Source organism: Saccharothrix texasensis (assembly GCF_003752005.1).
Lineage (GTDB): Bacteria > Actinomycetota > Actinomycetes > Mycobacteriales > Pseudonocardiaceae > Actinosynnema > Actinosynnema texasense.
Genome location: NZ_RJKM01000001.1, coordinates 1,855,620 through 1,879,347, shown reverse-complemented (window position 1 = coordinate 1,879,347; position 23,728 = coordinate 1,855,620). Strand labels below are relative to the sequence as shown.

General features: G+C 74.0%; 14 protein-coding genes. 7 read left to right on the top strand and 7 right to left on the bottom strand.

Translation table 11 applies throughout. From position 1 onward, the window contains the following. Positions 1 to 3: 3 nt before the first annotated feature. The 3 genes from EDD40_RS06920 to EDD40_RS06910 form a co-directional block, all read right to left on the bottom strand. On the bottom strand, positions 4 to 7,719 hold the full coding sequence (locus EDD40_RS06920) for a non-ribosomal peptide synthetase (protein ID WP_170184980.1): 7,716 nt from the start codon (positions 7,717 to 7,719) through the stop codon (positions 4 to 6). A gap of 94 nt (positions 7,720 to 7,813) precedes the next feature. Further along, positions 7,814 to 9,085 carry a serine hydrolase domain-containing protein gene (locus EDD40_RS06915; RefSeq protein WP_123742148.1) on the bottom strand — a complete coding sequence of 424 codons (1,272 nt, stop codon included), beginning with the start codon at positions 9,083 to 9,085 and terminating at the stop codon, positions 7,814 to 7,816. Positions 9,086 to 9,690: 605 nt separating this feature from the next. Then, the gene (locus EDD40_RS06910) at positions 9,691 to 10,305 is read right to left on the bottom strand and encodes a GTP pyrophosphokinase (RefSeq protein ID WP_123742147.1); all 615 of its coding nucleotides are present in this window, start codon (positions 10,303 to 10,305) and stop codon (positions 9,691 to 9,693) included. A gap of 262 nt (positions 10,306 to 10,567) precedes the next feature. Here EDD40_RS06910 and EDD40_RS06905 point away from each other — a divergent pair, with 262 nt between their 5' ends. Continuing rightward, positions 10,568 to 11,398: an EamA family transporter gene (locus EDD40_RS06905; RefSeq protein ID WP_123742146.1), complete on the top strand. Its 831-nt coding sequence runs from the start codon at positions 10,568 to 10,570 to the stop codon at positions 11,396 to 11,398. Positions 11,399 to 11,440: 42 nt separating this feature from the next. Here EDD40_RS06905 and EDD40_RS06900 read toward each other — a convergent pair whose 3' ends face one another. From EDD40_RS06900 to EDD40_RS06890, 3 genes are all read right to left on the bottom strand, one after another. Beyond that, positions 11,441 to 11,971 (bottom strand): hypothetical protein, encoded by a 531-nt coding sequence (locus EDD40_RS06900; protein WP_148088709.1) that lies wholly within the window; start codon positions 11,969 to 11,971, stop codon positions 11,441 to 11,443. A 134-nt stretch (positions 11,972 to 12,105) separates the two neighbouring features. Further along, entirely contained in the window at positions 12,106 to 12,606 is a 501-nt protein-coding gene (locus tag EDD40_RS06895) for an ATP-binding protein (protein ID WP_123742144.1), read from the bottom strand. 383 nt (positions 12,607 to 12,989) lie between these two features. After that, the gene (locus EDD40_RS06890; RefSeq protein ID WP_123742143.1) at positions 12,990 to 13,535 is read right to left on the bottom strand and encodes a YceI family protein; all 546 of its coding nucleotides are present in this window, start codon (positions 13,533 to 13,535) and stop codon (positions 12,990 to 12,992) included. Between the two features lie 91 nt (positions 13,536 to 13,626). On the opposite strand from EDD40_RS06890, the gene EDD40_RS06885 reads away from it, so the two are divergent. The 5 genes from EDD40_RS06885 (at position 13,627) to EDD40_RS06865 (ending at position 20,971) form a co-directional block, all read left to right on the top strand. Beyond that, the gene (locus EDD40_RS06885; RefSeq protein ID WP_123742142.1) at positions 13,627 to 14,121 is read left to right on the top strand and encodes a MarR family winged helix-turn-helix transcriptional regulator; all 495 of its coding nucleotides are present in this window, start codon (positions 13,627 to 13,629) and stop codon (positions 14,119 to 14,121) included. 159 nt (positions 14,122 to 14,280) lie between these two features. After that, positions 14,281 to 16,440: a YncE family protein gene (locus tag EDD40_RS06880; RefSeq protein ID WP_123742141.1), complete on the top strand. Its 2,160-nt coding sequence runs from the start codon at positions 14,281 to 14,283 to the stop codon at positions 16,438 to 16,440. A gap of 13 nt (positions 16,441 to 16,453) precedes the next feature. Next, a complete protein-coding gene (locus EDD40_RS06875) occupies positions 16,454 to 17,440 on the top strand; it encodes an AAA family ATPase (RefSeq protein ID WP_123742140.1) in 987 nt (328 codons plus the stop codon). Then, complete coding sequence (locus EDD40_RS06870; RefSeq protein WP_123742139.1) at positions 17,437 to 18,585, top strand: DUF58 domain-containing protein; 1,149 nt, start codon at positions 17,437 to 17,439, stop codon at positions 18,583 to 18,585. The genes EDD40_RS06875 and EDD40_RS06870 overlap by 4 nt, the downstream gene beginning before the upstream one ends. A gap of 304 nt (positions 18,586 to 18,889) precedes the next feature. Further along, positions 18,890 to 20,971 (top strand): transglutaminaseTgpA domain-containing protein, encoded by a 2,082-nt coding sequence (locus tag EDD40_RS06865; protein WP_123742138.1) that lies wholly within the window; start codon positions 18,890 to 18,892, stop codon positions 20,969 to 20,971. Between the two features lie 59 nt (positions 20,972 to 21,030). On the opposite strand, the gene EDD40_RS06860 is transcribed toward EDD40_RS06865, so the two are convergent. Next, positions 21,031 to 22,641, bottom strand: coding sequence for a serine/threonine-protein kinase (locus EDD40_RS06860; RefSeq protein ID WP_170184979.1), 1,611 nt, complete (start codon positions 22,639 to 22,641; stop codon positions 21,031 to 21,033). A 147-nt stretch (positions 22,642 to 22,788) separates the two neighbouring features. Between EDD40_RS06860 and EDD40_RS06855 the strand changes: the two genes are divergently transcribed. Then, positions 22,789 to 23,646, top strand: coding sequence for a universal stress protein (locus tag EDD40_RS06855; protein WP_123747823.1), 858 nt, complete (start codon positions 22,789 to 22,791; stop codon positions 23,644 to 23,646). The last annotated feature ends 82 nt before the right edge of the window (positions 23,647 to 23,728 follow it).

Below are 23,728 nucleotides of genomic sequence, written 5' to 3'. Positions count from 1 at the left end.
GGGTCACGCCTCCGTGTCGGCAGCGAGGGCTTCGAGATCGGCGAGCACCAGTTCCTCGACCAGATCGGCCAGGGCGGACACGGTGCGGGAGGTGAGGATGTCGCGCGGGGACAGGTCGATGCCGAACGCCGCCTTGGTCCTGGAGGTGATGTGCAGGCTGCGGATGGAGTCGCCGCCCAGGGTGAAGAAGCTGTCCTCGACCCCGACCCGGCCGACGCCGAGCACGTCCGCCCAGATGGCGGCGATCGCGTCCTCGGTCTCGGTCCGGGGCGCGACGTACTCCCCGGACGTGACCGCGTCGCGCTCGGGCGCGGGGAGCGCGACGCGGTCGAGCTTGCCGTTCACGGTCAACGGCAGGCTTTCCAGTGCGACGAACGCGGCGGGCACCATGTGGTCGGGCAGGACCTCGGCCGTGTGGTCGCGCAGCTCCGACGCCGTAGTCGGCTTGTCCGGCACGTAGTACGCGACCAAGCGTTGTTCGTTCGCCACTACAACGACCTGGGCGACGGCAGGATGCGCGGCGAGCACCGATTCCACCTCGCCGAGTTCGATCCGGAACCCGCGGATCTTCACCTGCTGGTCGGCGCGCCCCAGGTAGTGCAGCACGCCGTCCTCCCACCGGGCCAGGTCGCCGCTGCGGTACATGCGGGAACCGGGCGGGCCGAACGGGTTCGCGACGAACCGCGACGCGGTCAGCCCCGGCCGGCGCAGGTAGCCGCGGGCCAACCCGGGCCCGGCCACGTACATCTCGCCCGGCACGCGCGGCGGCACCGGGTTCAGGTCCTCGTCCAGCACGTAGATCCGCAGGTCCGGCATGGCCACGCCGATGCTGCCGTCGACCTCGGTGTAGGTGACGTGCACGGTGGTCTCGGTGATTCCGTACATGTTGATCAGCGCGCCGGGGCCGTCCCAGCCCTCCAGCTTGGCCGGCTCCAGCGCCTCGCCGGCGAAGATCACGCAGCGCAGGCTCAGCCCGGTCGGCTTCTCCGGGATCAGCTGGTAGAACGCCGACGGCGTCTGGCTCAGGATCGTCACGCCCTCGTCGGCCAGCAGCCGGGCGAAGTCGCGCGGCGAGCGCGACACCGCGTAGGGCACGACCACGAGCCGGCCGCCGTGCAGCAGCGCGGCCCACAGCTCGAACACCGAGACGTCGAAGGCGTAGCTGTGGAACATCGACACCACGTCGTCGGGGCCGAGCCGGAACCAGTGGTCGGTGGCCGAGAACAGCCGCACCACGTTGCCGTGCGGGATGACCACGCCCTTGGGCCGTCCGGTGGAACCGGAGGTGTAGATCACGTAGGCCGAGTGGTCGGGCCGCAGCGCCGGCGTCGGAGCCGTGGCCGGCTGACCGGCGAGGTCCGGGATCTCCGACAGCACGGCCACCGGCCGGGCGTCGTCGAGGGTGGCCGCGATCCGCTCGGCCGGGTACGCCGGGTCCAGCGGCAGGTAGGCCGCGCCCGACTTGAGCACCGCCAGCACCGCGACGACCTGGTCCAGCGACCGGGGCAGCCGCAGCGCGACGATCCGCTCGGGCCCGGCGCCCAGGCCGACCAGGTGGTGGGCCAGCCGGTTGGTCCGCTCGTCCAGCTCGCGGTAGGTCAGGTGCTCGCCCTCGCACGTCACCGCGACCGCGTCCGGCGTGCGGGCGGCCTGGGCGGCGAACAGCTCGGGGATCGTGGTGGTCGGCTCGTCGGCGACCGCGCCGTTCCAGTCGACCAGCACCTGGCGGACCTCGTCCTCGGACAACCAGGGCACGTCGGCCACCGGCCGGTCCGGGTCGGCGACGAGGCCGACCAGCAGCCTGCGCAGCCGGTCGCCGAGCCGCTCGACCCCCGCCCGCTCGAACATCGCGGGCTCGTAGCCCAGCAGCAGGCCGAGCCGCTCGGCCGGGTAGACGGTGGCGCTGAGCGGGAAGCTCGTCGTCTCGACCGCGGACAGCTCGCGCAACCCCATGTCCTCGGCCGGCTCGACCGGGTAGTTCTCGAACACCACGACGCTGTCGAAGAGGTTCGTGCCGCGCTCGACACCGCTCCACGACTGGATGTCGGCCAGCGGCACGTGCTCGAACCGCCGCGACTCGACCTGCGCGTCCTGCAACGCGCGCAGCCAGTCGGCCACCGGCTCGGCGCCGTCGACCCGGACCCGGACCGGCAGGGTGTTGATGAAGATGCCGGTGATCGCGTCCACGCCGGGCAGCTCCGCCGGCCGGCCGGAGACCGTCGCGCCGAAGCACACGTCCCGCTGTCCGCTGGAGCGGGCCAGCAGCAGCGCCCACGCGCCCTGCACGATCGCGCTGGGCGTGACGCGGTGCCGGCGGGCGAACTCGTAGAGCCGCGCGGACTCCTCGTCGGTCAGCTCGACGCGGAGGCGCTGCGACGACGTGCCGTGCTCGGCCGGGCGGTCGGCGGGCAGCGGCGTGGGCGAGTCGAACCCGGCCAGCACCCGCCGCCAGTGCTCCTGCGCCTGCGCCTCGTCCTGCTCGGCGGTCCAGGCGACGTAGTCGCGGAACGGCCGCCGCTGCGCCGGTTCGCCGAGCACGTCGGACAGCACGTGGAAGACGCTCCAGCCGTCGAGCAGCACGTGGTGGAACGTCCACAGCACCTGCACGCTCGTCGGCGACAGGCGGGCGATGGCGACCCGCATCAGCGGCGGCGCGGCCAGGTCGAGGCCCTCGGCCCGGTCCTCGGCCAGCAGGTCGCGCAGCCGCCGGGTGCGGGTCGCCTCGTCCAGCCCGCTCCAGTCCAGGAACGTGAACGGCACCCGCACGTGCTCGTGCACGACCTGCAACGGCTGCCGCACGCCCTCCCACAGCACGCTGCTGCGCAGCACCGGCGTCCGGTCGACCACCCGCTGCCAGGAGGCGGCGAACGCGGCCGGGTCGGTCACGCCGTCCACCACGAACGTGGTCTGCTGGAAGTACACGCCCTTGTCGCCGAGCCCGTGGAACACCATGCCCGCCTGCATCGGGGTGAGCGGGTAGGCGTCCTCGCCGGTGATCAGGTCCACCTCGGCCTGGGTCAGGCGCGCCAGCGGGAAGTCCGACGGCGTGCGGCCGCCCGCGCCCGGCTCGGCGCAGTGCGCCACGATGCCGCGCAGCGCGGCGGCGAACCCGTCGGCGAGGTGGGCGACGGTGTCCCGGTCGTGGGCGTTCTCGCTGTAGTGGAAGCGGAACTCCAGCCGGTCGCCGCGCACCTGGCCGACCACGTCGAGCAGGTGCGGGCGCGGCGCGCGCGGGTCGGCGAACAGCTCCAGGTCGCGCTGGTCGGCGTCGAACCGGCCCAGGTAGTTGAACGAGACCCGGGGGTCGCAGGCGGGCGCGGTGCGGGCCAGGTGGCGCAGCGCGCCGTAGCCGAGGCCGCGTCCGGGCACGGCCCGCAGCTGCTCCTTCACGGACTTGAGCGCCGTGCCCCAGTCGCTTCCGGGCGCACGGTCGTTCCCGGGCAGGTCGAGCGCGACGGGGAAGACGGTGGTGAACCAGCCGACCGTGCGGGACAGGTCGACGTCGGCGAACAGCTCCTCGCGGCCGTGGCCCTCCAGGTCGACCAGGACGCGCGGGCGGCCCGTCCAGTCGGCCAGCACCCGGCCCAGCGCGGTCAGCAGCACGTCGTTGACCTGGGTGCGGTACACGCCGGGCACGTCGCGCAGCAGCGCGTCGGTCTCCGCCGCGGTGAGCCGCACGGTGACCTCCCGCTGCGAGCCGACCGTGTTCGGGCCGGTCCGGTCGACCGGGATGGCGGTCGGCGTGGCGGCCACGGCCGTCCAGTGGGCCAGCTCGGCGTCGAAGCCGTGCGAGGCATGGTCGGCGAGCCGGGTCGCCCAGTCGCGGAACGACGTCGTCTTGCGCCCGATGCGGACGGCCTCGCCGGCGCGGGCCTGGCGGTAGGCGGTGGTCAGGTCTTCGACCAGCACGCGCCAGGACACGCCGTCGACCACGAGGTGGTGCGCGGTCAGCCGGACCGACGCGTCGTCGAGGACCTCGGCGCGCAGCAGCGGCCCGCGGGTGAGGTCGAAGTGGTCCACCGCCAGCGGGTCGGCGTGCGTGACGGGGCCGACCACCTGGCGGTCGCCCTCGAACCGGGTGCGCAGCGCGTCGTGGTGCTCGACCAGCGCGACCAGGGCGGTGCGGAGGGCGGGCACGTCGAGGTCGGGGTCGAGGTCCACCACCACGGACTGGTCGAAGTGCTCCGGCCGCACCGCGTGGCTGTCGAGGAACCAGCGCTGGATCGGGGTGAGCGGCGCGTCGCCGGTCACCACGCCCTGGTCGGCGGCGGGCGGCAGGTCGCGGGTCACGTGCGGCGCGATGGCCGCGATGGTCTGGTGCGCGAAGATGTCCCGCGAGGTGAGCACCAGGCCCGCGCGGCGGGCGCGGGTGACGACCTGGATGCCCAGGATCGAGTCGCCGCCCAGGGCGAAGAAGTTGTCCCGCACGCCGACCCGGGCCGCGCCGAGCACCTCGGCGAACACGTCGGCCAGCACGGCCTCGACGGGCGTGCGCGGCGCCACGTAGCGGACCTCCGCGCGGTCGTCCGGGGGTGTGGGCAGCGCGTCGCGGTCGAGGTGGTCGAGGCCGACGACCGTGGTGGGCACGGCGTGCGCGGGCAGCACCTGGCCGAGGAACCCCTGCAACGCCGGGGCGTTCACCGGGGGCGTCACGTAGGCGACGAGTCGGGTGCCGGCCACGACCACGGCGGCGTCGGTCACGTCGTGGTGGCGGCGGATCGCCCGCTCGACCTCGGCGAGGTCGACCCGGGAGCCCCGGATGCGGACCGCGTCGTCCGGCTGGAAGTCGAGGGTGACGAGGTCGCGCAGCGGGCGGTCGGGGTCGTCCACCACCAGGCGCAGCAGCGCTTCCAGGTCGTCGCCCAGCGCGTCGATCGTGGCCGCGTCGAACAGGTCGGTGTTGTACTCGACGGTCAGCGCGAGGTCGTCGCCGCGCGGCCAGAACTCCACCACCAGGTCGAACCGGGCCACGGGGCGCGGGAGGTCGTGCTCGGCCGCGGTCAGCTCGCCGAACGCGGGGCCGGGCAGCAGCGGCTGCTGGAGCGCGACGACGGCCTGCACGAGCGGCGTGCGGCCGGGGTCCGGGTCGGGGCGCACCGCCTCCACCACCCGGTCGAACGGCACGTCGTCGTGCGCGAAGGCCTCCAGCGCCGTGTCCCGCACCTGGTCGAGGAACGCGGTGAACGGCAGGTCGGGGTCCACCCAGGAGCGCAGCACCAGCGTGCGGACGAAGAACCCGACGGCGCGTTCGAGGTCGGCGTGGTCGCGGCCGGAGCTGACCGTGCCCACGGCGACGTCCCGCTGCCGGCTGCGGGCCGACAGCAGCAGCTGCACGGCGGCGGTGAGCGTCATGAACAGGGTGGCGTCGTGCGCGCGGCCGACGCCCGTCAGCCGCCGGACGAGGTCCGCCGGCAACGGGCGCCGCAGCACCGCGCCGGCCGTGGTGCGCAGCGGCGGGCGGGGGCGGTCGGTGGGCAGGTCGAGCGCCTCGACGCCGTCGAGCCGGTCGCGCCAGTAGGCCACGTCGCCCGCGGGCCTGGCCCGGTCCCAGGCGGTGAAGTCCGGGTACTGCACGGGCGGCTCGTCCGGCTGCCCGCCCGCGTACAGCTCGGCCAGCTCCCGCAACAGCACCTGCACCGACCAGCCGTCGGTGACGATGTGGTGCTGGACGAGGGCCAGCAGGTGCTCGTCCGGGCCGAGGGGGAGGAGCACGGCCCGGGTGAGGGGCCCCCGCCGCAGGTCGAACGGCTCGTCGAGGCCGAGGTCGGCCGAAGCGGGTCCACCCGTGCCCGGCGCGGCCTGGCCCGGTTCGGTCCAGCCCGGCTCGGTCGGGTCCGTCGTCGCGCCCGCCGGCGCGGGCAGCACGCGCAGCGGGATCGTGCCGTGTGACGCGACGACCTGCACCGGCTCGTCGCCCACCACGTCGAACGTCGTGCGCAGCGCGTCGTGGCGGCACGCCAGCGCGTCCAGCGCCCGGGCGAGGCGCGGCACGTCCAGCCGACCGGTCAGCCGGATGCCGACGGCGGTGTTCTGCTCGGCCGTGCCGTCCAGGGAGAACAAGCGGCGCTGGGCGGGGGAGAGGGGCAGCGGCCCGTCCCGCGGCACGCGCGGGATCGGCGTGCCGTCCTGGTCGGGCAGGGCCTCGGCGAGCGCGGCGACCGTGCGGTGGCTGAACATCGCCCGCACCGGCAGCCCGCCGAGCCGTGACAGCGCCCGCACCGCCAGGATCGAGTCGCCGCCGAGGGCGAAGAAGTCGTCGTGCGCGCCGACCCGGGGCGCGCCGAGGACGTCGGACCACACGTCGGCGACCCGGCGCTCGGCGTCGGTGCGCGGCTCGACGTGGTCGTCCGGGACGTCGCCGACGACCGGCTCGGGCAGCGCGTCGCGGTCCAGCTTCCCGTTGGGCGTGAGCGGGAACGCTTCCAGCGGCACGAAGGCGGAGGGCACGAGGTAGTCCGGCAGTCTGCTGACGAGGTGTTCCCGCAGCCCTTCCGCGGTGCCGACGACGTAGGCCACCAGCCGCTTCGGCTCGCCGCGCGCGATGACGACGGCGTGCTCCACGCCGGGCCGCTGCCGCAGCAGCGCCTCGATCTCGCCGGGCTCGACCCGGAAGCCGCGGATCTTCACCTGGTGGTCGGCGCGGCCGACGAACTCGAGCTGGCCGTCGGCGCGGGTGCGGACCACGTCGCCGGTGCGGTACATGCGGGCGCCGGGCCGGCCCAGGGGGTCGGCCAGGAACCGTTGCGCGGTCAGCCCCGGCCGGCCGAGGTAGCCCCGCGCCAGGCCGACGCCGGTCACGTACAGCTCGCCCTCGGTGGCGGGGCGCAGCTCGTCGTCCAGCACGCGGACCTCGGTGCCCGGGATGGGACGGCCGATGGGCGGCGTGCCGCCCGGCTCCAGCGGCTCGCTCCACGACGTGACCACGGTGGACTCGGTCGGCCCGTAGGCGTTGATCATGCGACGGCCGGGCGCCCACTTCGCCACCAGGTCGGGCGGGCAGGCGTCACCGCCGACGACCAGGGTGCGGAACGAGGGCAGCTCGACGTCGGGCACGGTGGCCAGCGCGACCGGCGGGATCAGCGCGTGCGTCACGCCGAACCCGGCGATCACCTCCGCGAGCTGGTCGCCGAGCAGCGGACCGGGCGGCGGCACCACGAGCGCCGCGCCCGCGGGCAGCGCCATGCACAGCTCCAGCACCGAGGCGTCGAAGCTGGGCGAGGAGAACTGGAGGACCCGGTCGCCCGGCCGCACGTCGAAGTGGCCGATCTCGGCGGCGGAGAACGCCGGCAGGCCCCGGTGCGGCACCACCACGCCCTTGGGACGACCGGTCGACCCGGACGTGTAGATCACGTAGGCCGGGTCCTCCGGCCGGATCGCCACGTCGGGCGCGGTGGCGGGCTGGTCGTCGAGCGGCGGCAGGTCGGAGAGCACGAGCAGCGGCTCGGCGTCGGAGACCATGAAGGCGATCCGGTCGGCCGGGTAGTCCGGGTCGATCGGCAGGTACGCGGCGCCGCTCTTCAGCACCGCGAGCCGCGCCACCACGTTGTCCACCGACCGCGGCATGGCGACCGCCACCACGCGCTCCCGCCGCGCCCCCTGGGCGACGAGCACGTGCGCGAGCCGGTTCGCGCGTTCTTCGAGTTCCCGGTAGCCGACCACACCGCCGGCCGATATGACCGCGGGTGCGTCCGGAGTGCGCAGCGCCTGCGCGGCGATCAATTCCGGCAGTGTGCGGGCGTGCGTCATCGCGAGAAGTGCCTTTCTGGTTCGGGGGCGCGGCTTACCCATTGCGCGTGAGGCTCAAACGTGTAATTCAAGACACTTTCGCGGCCTGCCTGCGCGCCAGTCGGCCGCCGATCTGGATCCAGCGGATGCCGCCGTCGCCCGGGTCGCGCAGGAAACGCCCGGTCTGGTTGGTGTCGCCGGTGTCGGAATCACGCATGGCGAACACCAGGCCGTCGAACAGGGACAGGTCCGCGAACGGCTCGCCGTCCACGGTCAGCGCCAGGCGCTCCCGGTCCACGGCCCGCACGGCGTATTCGACGTCCCCGTTGCGGAAGCGGCCGGTGCAGTCCGGCGGCGGGGCGATGCGGTGGTGCAGGCCGCTCATTCCGTCGTAATCGGCCACCGGCAGGCCCGCGTCGACCAATTCCGGCACGAGCTCGCGCCACAGGCCCCACCCGCTGCTGCCGTTGGTGGTCAGCGCGACCGAGGTGCCGTCGGCGGGGTTGATCCGCAGGTGGCAGGACGTGCCGTCGGCGGTGCCGTCGTGGCCGACCCAGCGGACGCCGTCGCGCTGGAAGAGCGCGAGGCCGAGGCCCCAGCCGTCGGCCATGCCGAACGGCTCGGCGTGCCGCACGGGCTCGCGCATGAGCGCGAGGTCCTCCGGGGACATGATGTGCGGCGCGGCGCCGCCGAGCATCCGGCCGAACGCCACCAGGTCCGCGGCGCTCACGGCCAGGGCGCCGGCGGGCGCGTCGACCGGCGTGAGCGACTGCGTCACCGGCACCACGCGGCCCGTGGCGGCGTTGACCGCGTGGCCGGCGACCACGTCGGCGTCGGGGCTCGTGATGAACCGGGCGCGCACCCCGAGCGGGCGCAGCAGGACCGCCTCCACCGCCTCCGACCAGGACATCCCGGTCGTCACCTCGATCAGGTGGCCGATCAGCGAGTAGCCGATGTTGGAGTAGGAGAAGCCCGCGCCGGGCTCGTGCAGGGGGTGCAGCTCGCGCAGCGCCTGCCGCACGTGGTGGCGCAGGGACGTGGTGCGCACGTCCTCCGGGTCCGACGGCAGGCCGCCGGTGTGGCTGAGCAGGTGGCGCAGCGTGAGCTCGCCCGCCGCCACCCCGGGCAGGTGGTCGGACAGCGGCGCGTCCAGCTCGAGGTCCCCGTCGGAGACCAGGGCCATGGCGACGGCCGCGGTGAACGTCTTCGTGATCGAGCCGATGGGCACGGCCGCGTCGGCGGCCAGGCCCACCTCGTGCGTCCACGTGCGTCCCTCGTGGTGCACGGCGAGCTGCGCCCCGGGCACGAGGTGCTCGCGGGTCAACGTCGCTAATCGGGTGGAGATCCGGTCGGTGTCCATGCGTGATCCTCTGAGAATGAGCCACAGTGTCAATGAGTAACCGGGCGCGGGGCCAACGTTGACGGTCGCCGGGAGTTCGTCGCGACCGCCGAACGGAGCATTCTCCTAAAAGTCATTCCCTATTTTGAGGGGAGCCTGACCACGCGTTGGAAGAAGTGCTTCCGCGATTCACTCGAACGGCCGGTTTGGACTGCGGGGTCTCGTAAATACGTGCAGTACGCGAGGGTTATTCGCAGTCGCGTGTCAACGTGTCCGGCGTGCCTCGGGCGGGGATTGCACGCGTCCGCAGGCTGTCCATCCAGGAAGCATGAAATATCTTCGTGCTCCGTTCAGACGGATTTTCGAAGATGTTTTGAGATGGCCGTAACCTTCTCCGTCTGACGTCGTTTGACGTTACTCGGGCGTAGTGCGCTCGGCGGTCGCCAAGTGATGTGCGACACGTCTTGATTAGGCCGCGACAACTCCACCCGCGTGAGTCCTACACCCACGACGCGTGAGTCCTACGTCCAGAGCGCGTGAGTCCTACGTCCAGGACGGGGGAGTCCTGCGTTCGGGACAGGTGAGTCCTACGTCCGGGCACCCCGAGTTGAACGCTCGGCGCCCGGTCAGTCGCGCTGGACCTCGTGGTGCAGCGACTGCATCCGGGCGTCCAGCTCCGCGGCGATGGCGGCGGTGGCGGTCAGCTCCTCGACGAACCCGGCGGGCACCTGGTCGTCGTACTTGTAGTACAGCTTGTGCTCCAGGGTGGCCCAGAAGTCCATCGCGATGGTCCGCAGCTGGACCTCGACCTTCACGTGCTCCACCCGGTCGGACAGGAACACCGGGATCCGCACGATCAGGTGCAGGCTGCGGTACCCGTTGGGCTTCGGCGCGGCGATGTAGTCCTTGGTCCGCAGGATCTCCACGTCGCTCTGCCGGGCCAGCATGTCGCGCACTCGGTACACATCGGACACGAAGGGGCACACCACCCGCACGCCCGCGACGTCGTCGAGGTGCTCGGCGGCCAGCGCCAGGTCCGTGGGCAGGCCCTTGCGCCGCAGCTTGTCGAGGATCGCGTCGGGCCGCTTCACGCGGTGCGTGACGTGCTCGATGGGGTCGTGCCGGTGGACGAGGTCGAACTCCTCGCTGAGGATCCGCAGCTTCGTCATGAGCTCGTCGACCGCGAACTTGTAGACCACGAGGGACCGCCGCAGCAGGTCATCCGCGACGCCGATGTCCATGATCCCCACGATACCGGCAGGCGGTGCGGCTACGATTCCGGCCGTGAACACCCACTGGCACGTGGTCCTCCCGCCGCCGTGCGCCTGACCGGGCGCACTCGCTGACGCACGCCTCCACGCCTGCCTGACCCGCCCCGGCCACGTCGACCCGGTCGAGATCCCGACCCCGGTCACGTCCCGCCCGGCCCGGTCACGCGGTGCGCCCGTTCGCGTCCTCTTCACCCTCGTCTCGCGAACGGAGACCTTCGTGTCGACCTCTGTCATGCCATCACGCGCTCGTTCCACCCGCGGACCGCTGCCGATCCTGGCCGCGTGCGTCCTGTGGGGCACCACCGGCACCGCGAGCTCGATGGCGCCCGCTTCCGCACCGACCGCGGCGGTGGGCGCGGCCGGGCTGGTGGCGGGTGGCTGCCTGTTGTTCCTGACCGCCGGCGGCACGCGTGCCGTGCTGCGGACCGCCGACTGGCGGTTGTTGCTGCTCGGCGCGGTGACCGTGGCGGGCTACGTGCTCGCGTTCTACCCGGCCGTCGCGCGCACGGGTGTGGCGGTGGGCACCACCGTGGCGCTGGCCGTCGCGCCGATCCTGCTCGGCCTGCGGTCGCGGCCGCTGCCCACGTCGGCGGCCGTGGCCGGCTGCACGGCGCTCGTGCTGGGCGGCGGCGACGCCCGCGTCGACCTGGTCGGCGTGGCGCTGGCGCTGGTCGCCGGCTTGTCCTACGCCGTGTACTCGGTGGTCTGCGCCCACCTCATCGGCTCGGGGCACCCGTCCCGGGCCGTGGTGGGCGTGGTGTTCGGCGGCGCGTCGGCCCTCACGCTGCCGGTGCTGTCGGTGGTGGGCGTGGGGTGGCTGGCGAGCCCGTCGGGGCTGGCGGTGACCGCGCACCTGGCGGTGTTCACCACGTTCGCCGCGTACCTGCTGTTCGCCCGTGGGCTCCGCCACACCGGCGCGGCGGCGGCGACCACGTTGACGCTCGCCGAGCCCGCGGTGGCGGCGGTGCTGGGCGTGGTCGTGCTGCACGAGCGGCTGCCGCTCGTGTCCTGGTGCGGGATGGGCGTGCTGGCGGCGGCGTTGGTGGCGCTCGCGCGGAAGTGAGCGGAGGGGCCGGCGTCCCCGGTGGGGCGCCGGCCCCGGGCGTCACTCGTGCGGGGTGAGCTGCCACTCCTGGCCGCCGTCGTCGCGGGGCAGCTGGATGTCGACCCGCGGCGGGTAGGTCCACGTGGGTGCCCGGTCGAGCCGCAACCGGTCGTCGCCCACGGCGGAGGTGATGAGGACGCGGTCGGGCGCCGAGCCGGCGCGGATGGTCCACGAGTAGGGGTACGGCGTGGCGACGACGGGCCGGTGCTGCCGCGGCACGCCCCCGCCGAGCCCCAGGTAGAGGCCGCTGTGCAGGTTCCTGATGATCTGGGTGGTCCGGCTGTCCCGGACGACCTCCCACTCCTGGTAGCCGGGCTGGCCGAACGCCGGCAGGAGGACGGTCGGCAACCCCTCCCCGGTCGAGAGGTGGGTCAGCAGGGAGTCCTCGTCGCCCTGGAAGGCGATGCCGTAGACCCCGTCCGGGACCACTGTGGTGGCCGAGGCCGGGGGCGCGACGGTCGAGCCCGCCACCACGCCGATCGCGGCGGCCACCACGGCCATCCGCTTCGCGGCGCGTCGGAGAATCATCATCAACGGTCCCTTTCCCGAGGTGCGCGCCTCGCGGTGGCGAGGGCACCTCAGGCATACCGCCATTCGGTCGCCGGAGCAGTAGATCGAACGGGGGTACTGCCTGCGCGGAGGTGGGAACCTGCGGTGACGGCCCGCTAATCGGGCCGGTGCGCCCCGCCGCCCAGGCCGTAGAGGATGCGCTGGATGACCTCGGGGTCCACGTCCGGCTCGTCGCCCAGCGCCTCGGCGGCGGGCGAGCGGCGGGGTTCGCGGCGGGGCAGCGGCACGGCCGAGGCGCTCATGCCCGACGGCAGGGCCAGCTCGCACCACGCCAGGTGGCCGCCCGCGGTGAGGTCGACCAGGCCCGCGCGGGAGCCGGCCAGCTCCGGCGGCAGCGCGACGCGGTTGCCCTCGACCTCGACCACCAGGCAGGCGCCCGTCAGCCGCAGGCGCACCAGCAGGAAGCCGGGCGCGCGCCGGTCGGCCACGTCGACCGCGGCGCCGACCAGTCGGCGGACCGTCTGCGCGGCCTCGTCCTGCATCGCGCGCAGCCGCCACTCGCCCAGCGAGAAGCGCACGAATAGGTCCGCCACGTTCACCGCGGTGGGCAGCGCGACGAGTCGAAGGTCGTCGACCTGTTCGGTCTGGGCGTTCACACCGATCCTCCTCGCCTGCGTCCGGCGCGTTGCTGCGCCAGATGGTGCCATGGGTGCGTCCGATGTCACCCACGCGGTCTACCGACCGTGAGCGGACTGTGTCCGCACCGAGTTCTACCGCTTCAGTGCCGACCGAAGCAAAACTCGGGTCCCACGATCTACTACGGGTGGAGACGGCTCGCGGTTCAGGCAGGTTGCGGCGGCACGGCAGAAGTTACCGAAATGCGCGGTGAAATGGAATGACGCTCGATTTCGCCCGGTCCAGCTACTCGCCCTACGCACGGTAGGTGGCGTGGCGAGGGCCGTTGAGCAGCGCGAAAGGGCCCGCCGAGGAGTCGGCGGGCCCTTTCGGAAGGCTGGCTCGTGCCTGTCCGGCGGCCGGTTCAGGCCTGCTTGACGGCCTCGATCTCGAGCAGGATCGTGATCTTGTCGCCGACGACCGCGCCCGCCGCGCCGCCGGTCACGCCGAACTCGCGGCGGTTGATCTCGGTGGAGGCGGAGAAGCCCGCGACCTTCGCGCCCTCGAACCCGTCGCCGAAGCCGTTGATCTCCAGCTCCAGGGACACGGTCTTGGTCACGCCGTGCAGGGACAGCTCGCCGTCGACGAGGAAGCCCTCGCCGTGGGCGCGCACGCCGGTGGAGGTGAAGGTCAGCTCGGGGAACTTCTCCACGTCCAGGAAGTCCTCGCCCTTGACGTGGGCGTCGCGCTGGCCGTTGCGCGTGTCGACCGAGGTGGCGTCGATCTTCGCGGTGACCGTGGACTCCAGCGGGTTCTCGGCCGTCACGATCGTGCCCTCGAACGTGCCGAAGTGGCCGCGGACCTTGGACACGCCCAGGTGGCGGACCACGAAGGAGATGTCCGAGTGCACCGGGTCGATCGCCCACGTGCCCGCGAGGTAGCCGGGGATCTGCACAGTCTGCGAGGTCATTGATGGTCCTTCTGGGTTGGTCTGGTTGAACTCTCAACAGAACATAGCGCATCCTGGTTGAAGGTTCAACAACGCCCGTATGATGGGAGACATGAGCGACGTGCGGTGGCTGAGCGCTGAAGAGCAGCAGGTGTGGCGTGCCTTCATGACCGCCGTGACCAAGTTCACCGGACACCTGGACCGGCAGTTGCAGCGCGACTCCGGGATGCCGATGGCGTACTACGAGATCCTCGTCGCGCTGTCCGAGGCCCCGGAGCGCTCGCTGCGGATGAGCGAGCTGGCGTCGGTGTGCCACTCGTCGCGGTCGAGGCTCTCCCACGCGGTGGCCCGGCTGGAGAAGGAGGGCTGGGTCGAGCGCCAGGCCTGCCCGTCGGACCGCCGCGGCTCCAACGCGGTGCTGACCGACGCCGGGTTCCGGGTGCTGGAGGCCGCGGCGGCCGGGCACGTGACGGCGGTGCGGGAGCACCTGTTCGACGTGTTGACGCCCGCGCAGCTGCAGTCGCTCGCGGAGATCAGCCGGGCCGTGGACGCGGGGTTGACGGTCGAGTGCGCGAAGGCGCGGCGGGAGGAGTTCGCCGACCTGTGAGACCGCCCCTCCGGAAGGCCGCGTGACAGGCCGGGCATCCCACGCGCGGGGGACGACCCGTCCGATGTGGACGCATCCGGCCGAACCGGGTGTGGGCCGAGCGGAGCAGGCTCGCCGGTTGCCCCGGAATTGTCATACCGGGCCGTTAGCATCCGGCCCGTGGGAGCGAAGCTGGGCAGGATCGCGCGTCGGGTCGTCGGCGCGGGCCGGCGCGAGTCGGCCAGTGTGAGCGCCGCCGCGCTGGGGCTGCTGCTGCTCGCCGGTGCCGCGCTGGGCGACGGCATCTCGCGCACCGCCGTCGAGGTCTCCGACGGCCTCACGTGGCTGAACGACGACCAGCGCGGCGAGGTCGTGCAGGTCAACCCGAGCTCCGGGAAACCCCAGACGCGGCTGCAGGTCAGCGGCGCGGACGCGCGGCTGGAGATCGCGCAGTCCGACGACAAGCTGATCGTGCTCGACCGCCGCACCGGCCAGATCACCGTGATCGACCTGGCCACGCTGCTGTCCTCCGGTCGCCGCCAGGCGCCCGCCGGCCCGTCGGCGAAGGTCCTCATCGTGCTCGACCGGGTGTTCGTGGTCGACCGCGCGGCCGGCTCCGTGCACAACGCGGACCCGGTGACGCTGGCCGACATCGGCTCGCCGTGGCTCGCGGGCCAACCGCTGGCCGACGTGGTCGCCGACGACGGCGGCGTGGTCTGGGCCGTCGACCACGGCGGCAACCTCCACTCGCTGGAGTGGTCCGACGAAGACCTGAAGTTCCTGGAGCGCACCAACAAGGCGGTGGCGGGCGCCGGACCGCGCACCGCGCTCGTGCCGCACGAGCGCGGCGTGACGCTGCTCGGGTTGGAGGGCGGCGTGGTGGTGCGCGACGGCACCGGCCGCGACCTCACCGCGAGCACCGCGTCGTTCACCGGCGAGGTGCTGGCCGCGCAGACGAGCCCGACGGGCCTGGTGCCGGCGTCGGTCCCGGACGCGTCGGTGGTCGTGCTGGTCAGCGGTGACGAGGTGGTCCGGGTGGACATGCGGCAGTTCGACTGCCCCAAACCCGGACGGCCGGCGGTGTTCCGCGACCGGGTCTACGTGCCGTGCCTGGGTTCGGGCAAGGTCGTGGTGCTGGACCGGGCGGGCCGGAAGGCCGCGGACGACGTGCGAACCGGCGGTGCGGGAGACCCGGCGCTGGTCTTCGACGACGACAAGCTGTTCATCAACACGCCGGGCGCGGACTCGGGCGTCATCGTGGACTCCGACGGGCGCACCCGGGACGTGGTGATCCGCAGCCCCGAGCTGCCGGTCATGGACCCGGAGCGCACGCCGATCCCGAGCGTGCCCAGTCCTCCGCCGCCGCGCCCGGACCCGCCGACGCGGGGCGACGGGCAGAACACGCAGGTCCGGGGCGTGGAGCCGACCACCGCGCCGGTGACCGTGACGACGACGCCGAGCGCCGGCGTGTCGGGCGCGGCGCCCGGGCGTCCGGCGGGCGTGACGGTGTCGCAGCGCGGCAACGACGGCGCCTCCGTGGTCGTGGCGGTGAGCTGGAGCGCGGCGCCGGACGGCGGCGAGCCGATCTCGGGGTACGCGGTGACGGGGACCGGCGCGTTCTCGGGCGGGTCCCGGGAGACGCGGGTGGCGGGCACGTCGGCCGAGCTGGTGCTGCCCTGTGCGGGCTCGACGTTCTGCGCGAGCGGGAAGCTGGACGTCTCGGTGGCCGCCTACAACCGGTTCGGCACGGGCGAGGCGGGCACCGCGTCGTGGACGATCCGGCCGGCGGCCGTGACCACCACCACCCAGCCGCCCGTGGTCACGACCACGACTGCCGCGCCACCGCCGCCGCCACCGACGACCGAGCCGCCCGTGGTCACCACGACGACCACACCGCCGCCACCGCCGCTGCCCACCCCGGGCGCCGCGGTGATCAGCACGGCCGGCGCGGGCTCCCACCTGTACGAGAGGAGGGTGACCACGGCGCCCCCGGCGGACTGGGCGAGCCACAGCGGGACGTGCGAGGTCGCCAACACGACCTTGAGCATCAGCGTGCCGATCGCGTGCGCCGGCGGCACCGTGACGATCGACGTGGACACCGGCTTCAACTCGCTGCTGGTGCGGGCGTACGGCCCGGCGGGTGTGGCGGAGTCGAAGGTGTACCCGGTGCGCGTGCGCGAGCCGATCGAGAACTGCGACGGCGGCAGGATCTGCCAGCCGCTGAGCGTGCCCGCGTCGGAGGAGGACAACCAGCTCGTCGGCGGCGGCATCGGGCTGCTGGCCACGGCGTGGCTGCTGACCCTGCGCAACCGGCGGATGCGGCGCGGCGGGTCGGAGTGACGAGGGGCGTGACGTGACGACTGCGGCGGTGCCGGCCATCGGCGAGGACGAGATCGCGGAGTTCCGCGCCCTGCACGCGCGGCTCGGTGACGCGGTCGGGTCCGCGGTGCGCGGCAAGCGGGACGTGGTCGACCTGGTGCTGGTCGCGCTGTTCGCCGGCGGGCACGTGCTGCTGGAAGACGTGCCGGGCACGGGCAAGACGACGTTGGCGCGCGCCGTGGCGGGCGCGCTGGGCGGCGTGTCGAGGCGGGTGCAGTTCACACCCGACCTGCTGCCGTCGGACGTCACCGGCACGTCCGTGTACGACCCGCAGACCGGCGAGGTGCGGTTCCGGCCGGGGCCGGTGTTCGCGAACATCGTGCTGGCCGACGAGATCAACCGCGCGGCGGCCAAGACGCAGTCGGCGCTGCTGGAGGTCATGGAGGAGCGGACGGTGACCGTGGACGGCGTCGCGCACGCCGTGCCCGCGCCGTTCCTGGTGGTGGCCACGCAGAACCCGATCGACCTGGACGGCACGTACCGGCTGCCCGAGGCGCAGCTGGACCGGTTCATGCTGCGCACGTCCATCGGCTACCCGTCGGTGGAGCACGAGATGGACGTGCTCCGGCCCGGGAGCGGCGCGGGACAGGTGGGCGCGGTGCCCACGGTGAGCAACCCGCGCGTCGTCGCCGAGCAGGGACGTCGGCTGGCGACGCTGCACGTGGCGGACCCGTTGTTGCGCTACATCAGCGACATCGGCGTCGCGTCGCGAGAGGACAGCCGGTTGCGGTTGGGCGCGAGCACCCGTGGGCTGCGTTCCCTGGTGCGGTGCGTGCAGGTGTACGCGGCGGCCCAGGGCAGGCACTTCGTGGTGCCGGGCGACGTGCAGGAGTTGGCCGTGCCGGTGTTGGCGCACCGGTTGGTGCTGACGCGCGAGGCGCAGTTGGCGGGCACGACGACCGGGGAGGTCCTGGCCGACGTCCTGGCGGGCGTGGCGGTGCCGCGACCGGCCGCGCGATGACCGGCGTGCGGCTCACCGCGCGGGGCTCGGGCGCGGTGCTGCTGGGCGTGCCGCTGGCGGGTCTCGGGTTGTGGTGGCGGTACCCGGGGGTGGCGGGGTTGGGGCTGGCCCTGGTGCTGCTCGTGGCGGTCGGCGTGGTGTCGGTGCTGTCGCGGGCGCAGGTCGCGCCGAAGCGGACCGTGCGGCCGCGGACCGTGCAGCGGTTGGGCGCCTGCACGGGAGTGGTGGAGCTGACGGGCACCAGCAGGCGTTTCCCGGTGGTGTTCGACGCGACCGACGAGGTGGCGGGCGAGGCGGTGCCGGTCGACATCCCGCTGCTGGCGCCGGGGCAGAACGTGAAGGTGGAGTACCCGATCCCGACGCACGCGCGCGGACTGCTGAAGGTCGGGCCGTTGACGTTGAGCCGTCGGGGTCTGGCGGGTCTCGCGCGCGCCCGGACCGTCGTGGGCGACGTGGTGGAGGTGCGGGTGGTGCCGCGCGTGCTGCCGGTGCGCGGTCTGCCCGGCGGGGTGCGGCGCGGGCACGTCGGCGCCGAGGAGCGGGTGGAGCGCGGCGGGACGGACCTGGTGGGGTTGCGCGAGTACGTGCCCGGTGACGACCTGCGGCGGCTGCACTGGGCGACGTCCGCGCGGACCGGGACGTTGATGATCCGGGAGGACGCCGACCCGGCCCGGCCGCACCTGGCGGTGGTGCTCGACGACCACGTGGACGGGTACGGCGAGACGAAGGACTTGGAGGACGCGGTGGAGGTGGCGGCGTCGCTGGTGACGGTGGCGATCGCCGAGGGCCACCCCGTGCGGTTGGTGTCGACGTCGGGCGCGGTGGACGTGGAGCTGCCGGCGGGGGCGGTCGACGCGGACGCGTCGGTGGTGCTGGCGGCGTTGGCGGATCTCCGAGCGGCCGACGGGGGCGGGGCGGTGCGCTCACTGCCGATCCGGGACCTGGACGTGGTGGCCGTGGTGTGCGGGGCGAGGGCCGACCTGTCCGCGTTGGCGCTGGAGGCGGGACGTGCCTCGGTGGGCGTCGTGCTGGTCGTGGATCCTGAGGTGACGCAGCCGATCTCGGCCGTGGGCCCGGTGCTGCTGCTGCGCCACGCCAAGGCCGAGGGCCTCCTGGACGCCTGGAACACGGCGGTGTCGCGATGACCGCCGGCGCTGCCGTAGATCACCCGATAGCGTCATGGCCGCCGGGGATGAATGGAAGCGCCGATTTTGTTGCCGGAAGTATGGAGGCGCGGCGCCCCGGCCCAGGGTGTGTCGCGGCGGTGGGCACGTGAACGCCCGCAGACCCGCCGACACCGCCCCCCGCACCACCCCAGCGAGCGCCACCCCGGGCACCGCACGAAGTGCCGCGGGAAGCACCGCAGCCGACGCGAGCACCACCCGGACAAGCACGCCGGCCGGCCCAGGCACCGAGCGCACGAGCACGAGGCCGGTGAGCACGAGGCCGGTGAGCACCGCCGTGAGCGCGGCCAGGGTGGGCTGGGCGGCCCTGGTGGTTGTCGTGGCGGCGTTGCACCTGGGGTCGGGGTGGCAGGGGTTCACCGCGTCGCTGGTGTTCGCGGGCGCGGCGGTGGTGGCGTTCGGGTGCCTGCCGTTGTTGCGGTGGCGGCGGGTGCCTTCGGGGCTCGTGGTGTTCTCGCTGGTGGCGTCGGCGCTCGTCGGCGGGTACTGGGTGGCCAGGGACACGGCGGCCGACTCCGCCGACCCGCTGCCCGTGCTGCTGGACCTGGTGCCGCGCCTGCTGACCGCCGCCCGCCCCGCGCCCGCGACGCCCGAGCTGCTGGCGCCGGGCGCGCTGCTGGTGTTCGGGGTGTCCCTGGTCGTGGTGCTGGCGGTGGCGGGGCGCGGGCGGTCGTTGGTGGCGCCGGTGGGTGGTGCGGCGGTGTTGTACACGTGCACGGCGTTGTTGACGGCGGGGCGGGCGGATCGGTTCGGGTTGGTGGCGGTCGGGTTGGTCGCGTTGGCGGCGGCCGGGTGGCTGGTGGTGGACCGGGTGGAGGCGGGCGGCCGGGGGCGGGTGTTGTCGGGGTTGCCGGCGGTGCCGGTGGCGGTGGTGGCGGCGCTCGCGGCGGTTTTGCCGTCCGGTGACGCGTTCGAGCCCCGGGAGTTGGTGGAGCCGCCGGTCGGCGATCTCGGGGTGGCGAGTCCGCTGCCGCAGTTGGCGTCGTGGGCGAACCTGGGCGACACCGAGCTGTTCCGGGTGCGCGGCCCGGAGCGGGCGGTGCGGTTGGTGGCGTTGTCGGACTACTCGGGCGCGGCGTGGCGGGCGGCGTCGCTGTATGGGCCGATCGGGGCCGTCGCGGAACCCGACCTGCCGCCCGGCGCGCGGGTGGACGAGGCCGAGGTGGAGATCACCGTCGGCGAGCTGGGCGGCCGGTGGTTGCCGACGGTCGGGCGGCCGACAGGGGTGACGTTGGCCGGCGCGATGGTCGACCCGGACTCGGGTTCGCTGGTGCTGCGCGAGGAGCTGACACCCGGGTTGTCGTACCGGGTGCGGGGTGTGGTGGACGTGCCCGACGACACGGACCTGCTGGACGCCGCGGTGCCGGCGAACGCGGGCCGGTACCTGGAGCTGCCGGGCCTGCCCTACTCGTTGGCCGAGTACGCGCGGCAGATCGTGCAGAACGCGCGGTCGCCCTACGAGCGGGCCGTGGCGATCGAGCAGGTGGTGAAGCAGGGCCGGACGCCGGACGCGCAGGCGCCGGTCGGATCGTCGTACGCGCGGCTGGAGCGGTTCCTGTTCGGCGGCGCCGGTGAACCGGGCGCGAACGCGGGCACGGCGGAGCAGTTCGCGTCGGCGTTCGCGGTGCTGGCGCGGGCGGTGGGGTTGCCGACCCGGGTGGTCGTCGGCTTCCAACCCGCCGACGGCGAGGAACGCGTGGTGCGCGGCAGCGACGCGACCGCCTGGCCGGAGGTGTACTTCGCCGGGTGGGGCTGGGTGCCGTTCGACCCCGTGTCGGGTGTGTCGTCGGGCGGTTCGAGCGCCGCGCAGAAGCGCGAGGTGCTCGACCGGTTGGCGTCGGTCACGGCCACCCCGACGAGCACGCCGCTGTCCGCGCCGCCGCCGTTGGTGACCCCGTCGAGCCCCGTCGCCGCGCAGGCGACGCCCGCCGGGTCGCAGCGGTGGATCGGGTACGCGGTGCTCGGCGGGGTGCCGGTGCTGATCCTGCTGGTGCTCGGGTCGGCGCGGCTGGCGCGGCGCGGGCGCCTGCGCGCCGGGGGCGCGACCGGCGCTTGGGCCTACGTGTTGGACGGGTTGCTGCTGGCGGGGCGGACACCGCCCGCCGACCGGACCGCGCCGGACATCGCGGCGGGCCTGGGGTCCGGGCCGGCGGTGGAGTTGGCGCGGCTGGCCGAGCACGCCGCCTTCGCCCCGAGGACGCCGGGGGAGATCCCGGAAGCCGACGAGCGCGGTGGGACCTCGGCGTGGTGGTTGGCGAAGCAGGTGCGCGGCGGGCTGCGGCGCGGGGTTCCCTGGTACCGCAGGGTGTTCTGGGCGATCGACCCGCGGCCCCTGTGGCGGCGATAGCCCGAGGCGTCGGCGCACGGCGTCAGCGCGAGGCGTGCGGTCGGCCGTGGTGCGCGGCGTCAGCCGTTGCGCACGGCGCACGTGCGGGCGGACGCGCCGCGTTGCGTGGCCGGGTCGTCCAGCCCGATCGCGAGCACCTGGAAGCAGTACTGCGGCGCCTTCGGCTCCAGGTCCTCCAGCACGTGCGACGTCGCACCGGCCGCCACCGTCACCAACGGCTTCGGCGCCGGACCCGTCATGTCGACCACGACGAACTGCGCGTTGCCCTCGCTCGGGTCCGTCCAGAACAGCTCGATCCGGTCGCCGTCGTCCTCCAGCCGCTTGAGCACCGGCGTGAACCGCGGATCACCACCCGGAGGCAGGCCGGCCGTCGCGGAGGTGGTCGTGACGGCCGTGGTGGTGGTCGTGGTCGTCGCCGTGGACGGCGGCGACGCGACCTGCTCCGACCGGCCGGGCAGGCTCAACGCCACCCCGACCGCCACGCCGACGAACACCGCGCTCGCCCCGGCGAGCTTCCACGACCGGCGTGGCCGCGACGGCGGCGGCTCCGGCAGCTCCACCAGCGGCGGCGCGGGCGGCGGCACGGGCGGACGGCGCTCGGTGTGGTGCCGGACGGTCAGGTCGGCCAGGTCCTCGGTCCACGTCTTCGCCGGCTCCGGCGCGGCGGCGATCGGTTCCGGCGCGCTGTCGAGCACCGGCTTCGGACCGAAGTCCGGCAGCTCGGTCGGGCCCTCCGGGTAGCGCTCCGGCGTCACGTGCCGCACCGCCGCGGTGTGCTCCGGGTCCACGGTGGACTGCGGCGACCACGTCGGCACCGACGCCAGCGCGGCGCGCAGCGCGGCGGCGTCGGGGAACCGCTCCTCCCGCGCCTTGCGCAGGCACCGCAGGATGATCGCCACCAGCTCGACCGGCACGTCCCGCCGCAGCAGCGACCTCGGCTGCGCCTCGCGCACCCGGCCGAGGTAGGCGAGCATGGTGTCCTCGCCGGGGTCGGCCGACGCGAACGGCGGTTGGCCGTCCAGCAGCGTGAACAGCGTCGAGCCCAGCGACCACAGGTCGTCGGCGGCGGCGGGCGGGCGGCCGTCCACCATCTGCGGCGCGGCGTGCCGGTAGCTCACCAGCTGCAACGACGCGGTGTGCGCCGCGTCCGCGCCGCGCGCGATGCCGAAGTCGGCCAGCACGTAGGAGGTGGGCAGCACCAGGATGTTCTGCGGCTTCACGTCGCGGTGCAGGATGCCCTGGTCGTGCGCGAACGACAGCGCGTCGGCGACCGCGATCCCGGCCGCGACCACCTCGTGCACGGGCAGCGGCCCGCGCTCCCGCAACCGGTCGTGCAGCGACCCGAGGTCGTGGTACTCCATCACGATGCACGGCCGGCCGCCGATCACGCCGGTGTCGAGCACGGTCACGATGTGCGGGTGCTGGCGGCCCAGCCGGACGGTGATCTCCAGCTCGCGGTGGAACCGGGTGACCGTGTCCTGGTCGGTCACGTCCAGCACCTTCACCGCGACGTCGCGGTCGAGCCCTTCCTGCGTGGCCCGGTACACGGTGCCCTCGCCGCCGTGCGCGACGAGCCGGAAGTCGCGGTAGCCCGGCAGCGCGACGGCCGGCGCCGCGCCGCTCGAACCGGGCGGGGGCGCCCAGGCCAGCAGGTCGTCGGCGGGGTCCACGGCGCGATCGTATCCGGCGGGCACGGCGCCGGAGGGCACTTGGCGGACGGGGGCGCCGCGGGTGCGCCGCACGGCTGTCGACGTGCGGCCGGCCGGTCGGCGTCGGATGGTGTCCCTGGTGGCCGACGTCGGCGGAGGGAAGCTGTGATGAGTGGCCCGATCGTGGTCGGAGTGGACGGATCGGCGTCGGCGCTGACGGCCGTCCGGTGGGCGGCGGAGGAAGCCGCCCGGCACCGGGCGCCGCTGGAACTCGTGCACGCCTACCTGCTGCCGAGGCGCGGCTACCCCGAGCTGGTGCTGACCGGGCACGAGGTGCGGGACGCGTTCGAGCGGCAGGGCAGGCAGTGGCTCGCGGACGCGGCGGACTCCGTGCGGGACCTCGTGCCCGAGGTGAGGACGTCGCTGGTGGTCGACCGGCCCGCCGCCGCGATGATCGCCGCGTCCCGGGGCGCCCGGCTCGTCGTGCTCGGCTCGCAGGGCCTCGGCGGGTTCTCCGGGCTGATCATCGGGTCGGTGGCGGTGTCGGTCGCCGCGCACGGCAAGAGCCCGGTGGCCATCGTGCGCGGCGCGTACCGGGACACGGGCCCGGTCGTGCTCGGGGTGGACGGCGAACCGGCGGGGGAGGAGGCGATCGCGTTCGCGTTCGCGGAGGCGTCGGTGCGCGGGACGACGCTCGTCGCGCTGCTCGCGTGGACGGCGCTGCTCGCCGAGACGCCGTACGCGGCGAGCCTGAGCGTCGACTGGGACGAGGTGGAGGACCATCAGCGGCAGCTGCTCGCGCAGCGCCTGGCGGGATGGCGGCAGGAGTACCCGGACGTCGTGGTCGAACGGCGGGTGGTGCGCGAACGCCCGGCGAAAGCCCTGCTCGACGCCGCCCGCGACGCGCGGCTCCTGGTCGTCGGCAGCCGTGGCCGCGGCGGCTTCGCCGGGATGCTCCTCGGCTCCACCAGCCAGGCGCTGGTCTACCACGCGCCGTGCCCCTTGGTCGTCGTTCGGGCGGACTGACCCACCACAGCCGCCGGCCGGGGTGATCTTCGGGCATGATCGGCACCCCGAGGTGATCGCCTCGGTCCGTACCGGCGACGCG

Coding starts and splice junctions, on each gene's coding strand:
- EDD40_RS06915 (WP_123742148.1), bottom strand. CDS start 9,085: ATGGACACCGACCGGATCTCCACCCGATTAGCGACGTTGACCCGCGAG.
- EDD40_RS06910 (WP_123742147.1), bottom strand. CDS start 10,305: ATGGACATCGGCGTCGCGGATGACCTGCTGCGGCGGTCCCTCGTGGTC.
- EDD40_RS06905 (WP_123742146.1), top strand. CDS start 10,568: ATGCCATCACGCGCTCGTTCCACCCGCGGACCGCTGCCGATCCTGGCC.
- EDD40_RS06900 (WP_148088709.1), bottom strand. CDS start 11,971: ATGATGATTCTCCGACGCGCCGCGAAGCGGATGGCCGTGGTGGCCGCC.
- EDD40_RS06890 (WP_123742143.1), bottom strand. CDS start 13,535: ATGACCTCGCAGACTGTGCAGATCCCCGGCTACCTCGCGGGCACGTGG.
- EDD40_RS06885 (WP_123742142.1), top strand. CDS start 13,627: ATGAGCGACGTGCGGTGGCTGAGCGCTGAAGAGCAGCAGGTGTGGCGT.
- EDD40_RS06870 (WP_123742139.1), top strand. CDS start 17,437: ATGACCGGCGTGCGGCTCACCGCGCGGGGCTCGGGCGCGGTGCTGCTG.
- EDD40_RS06855 (WP_123747823.1), top strand. CDS start 22,789: ATGAGTGGCCCGATCGTGGTCGGAGTGGACGGATCGGCGTCGGCGCTG.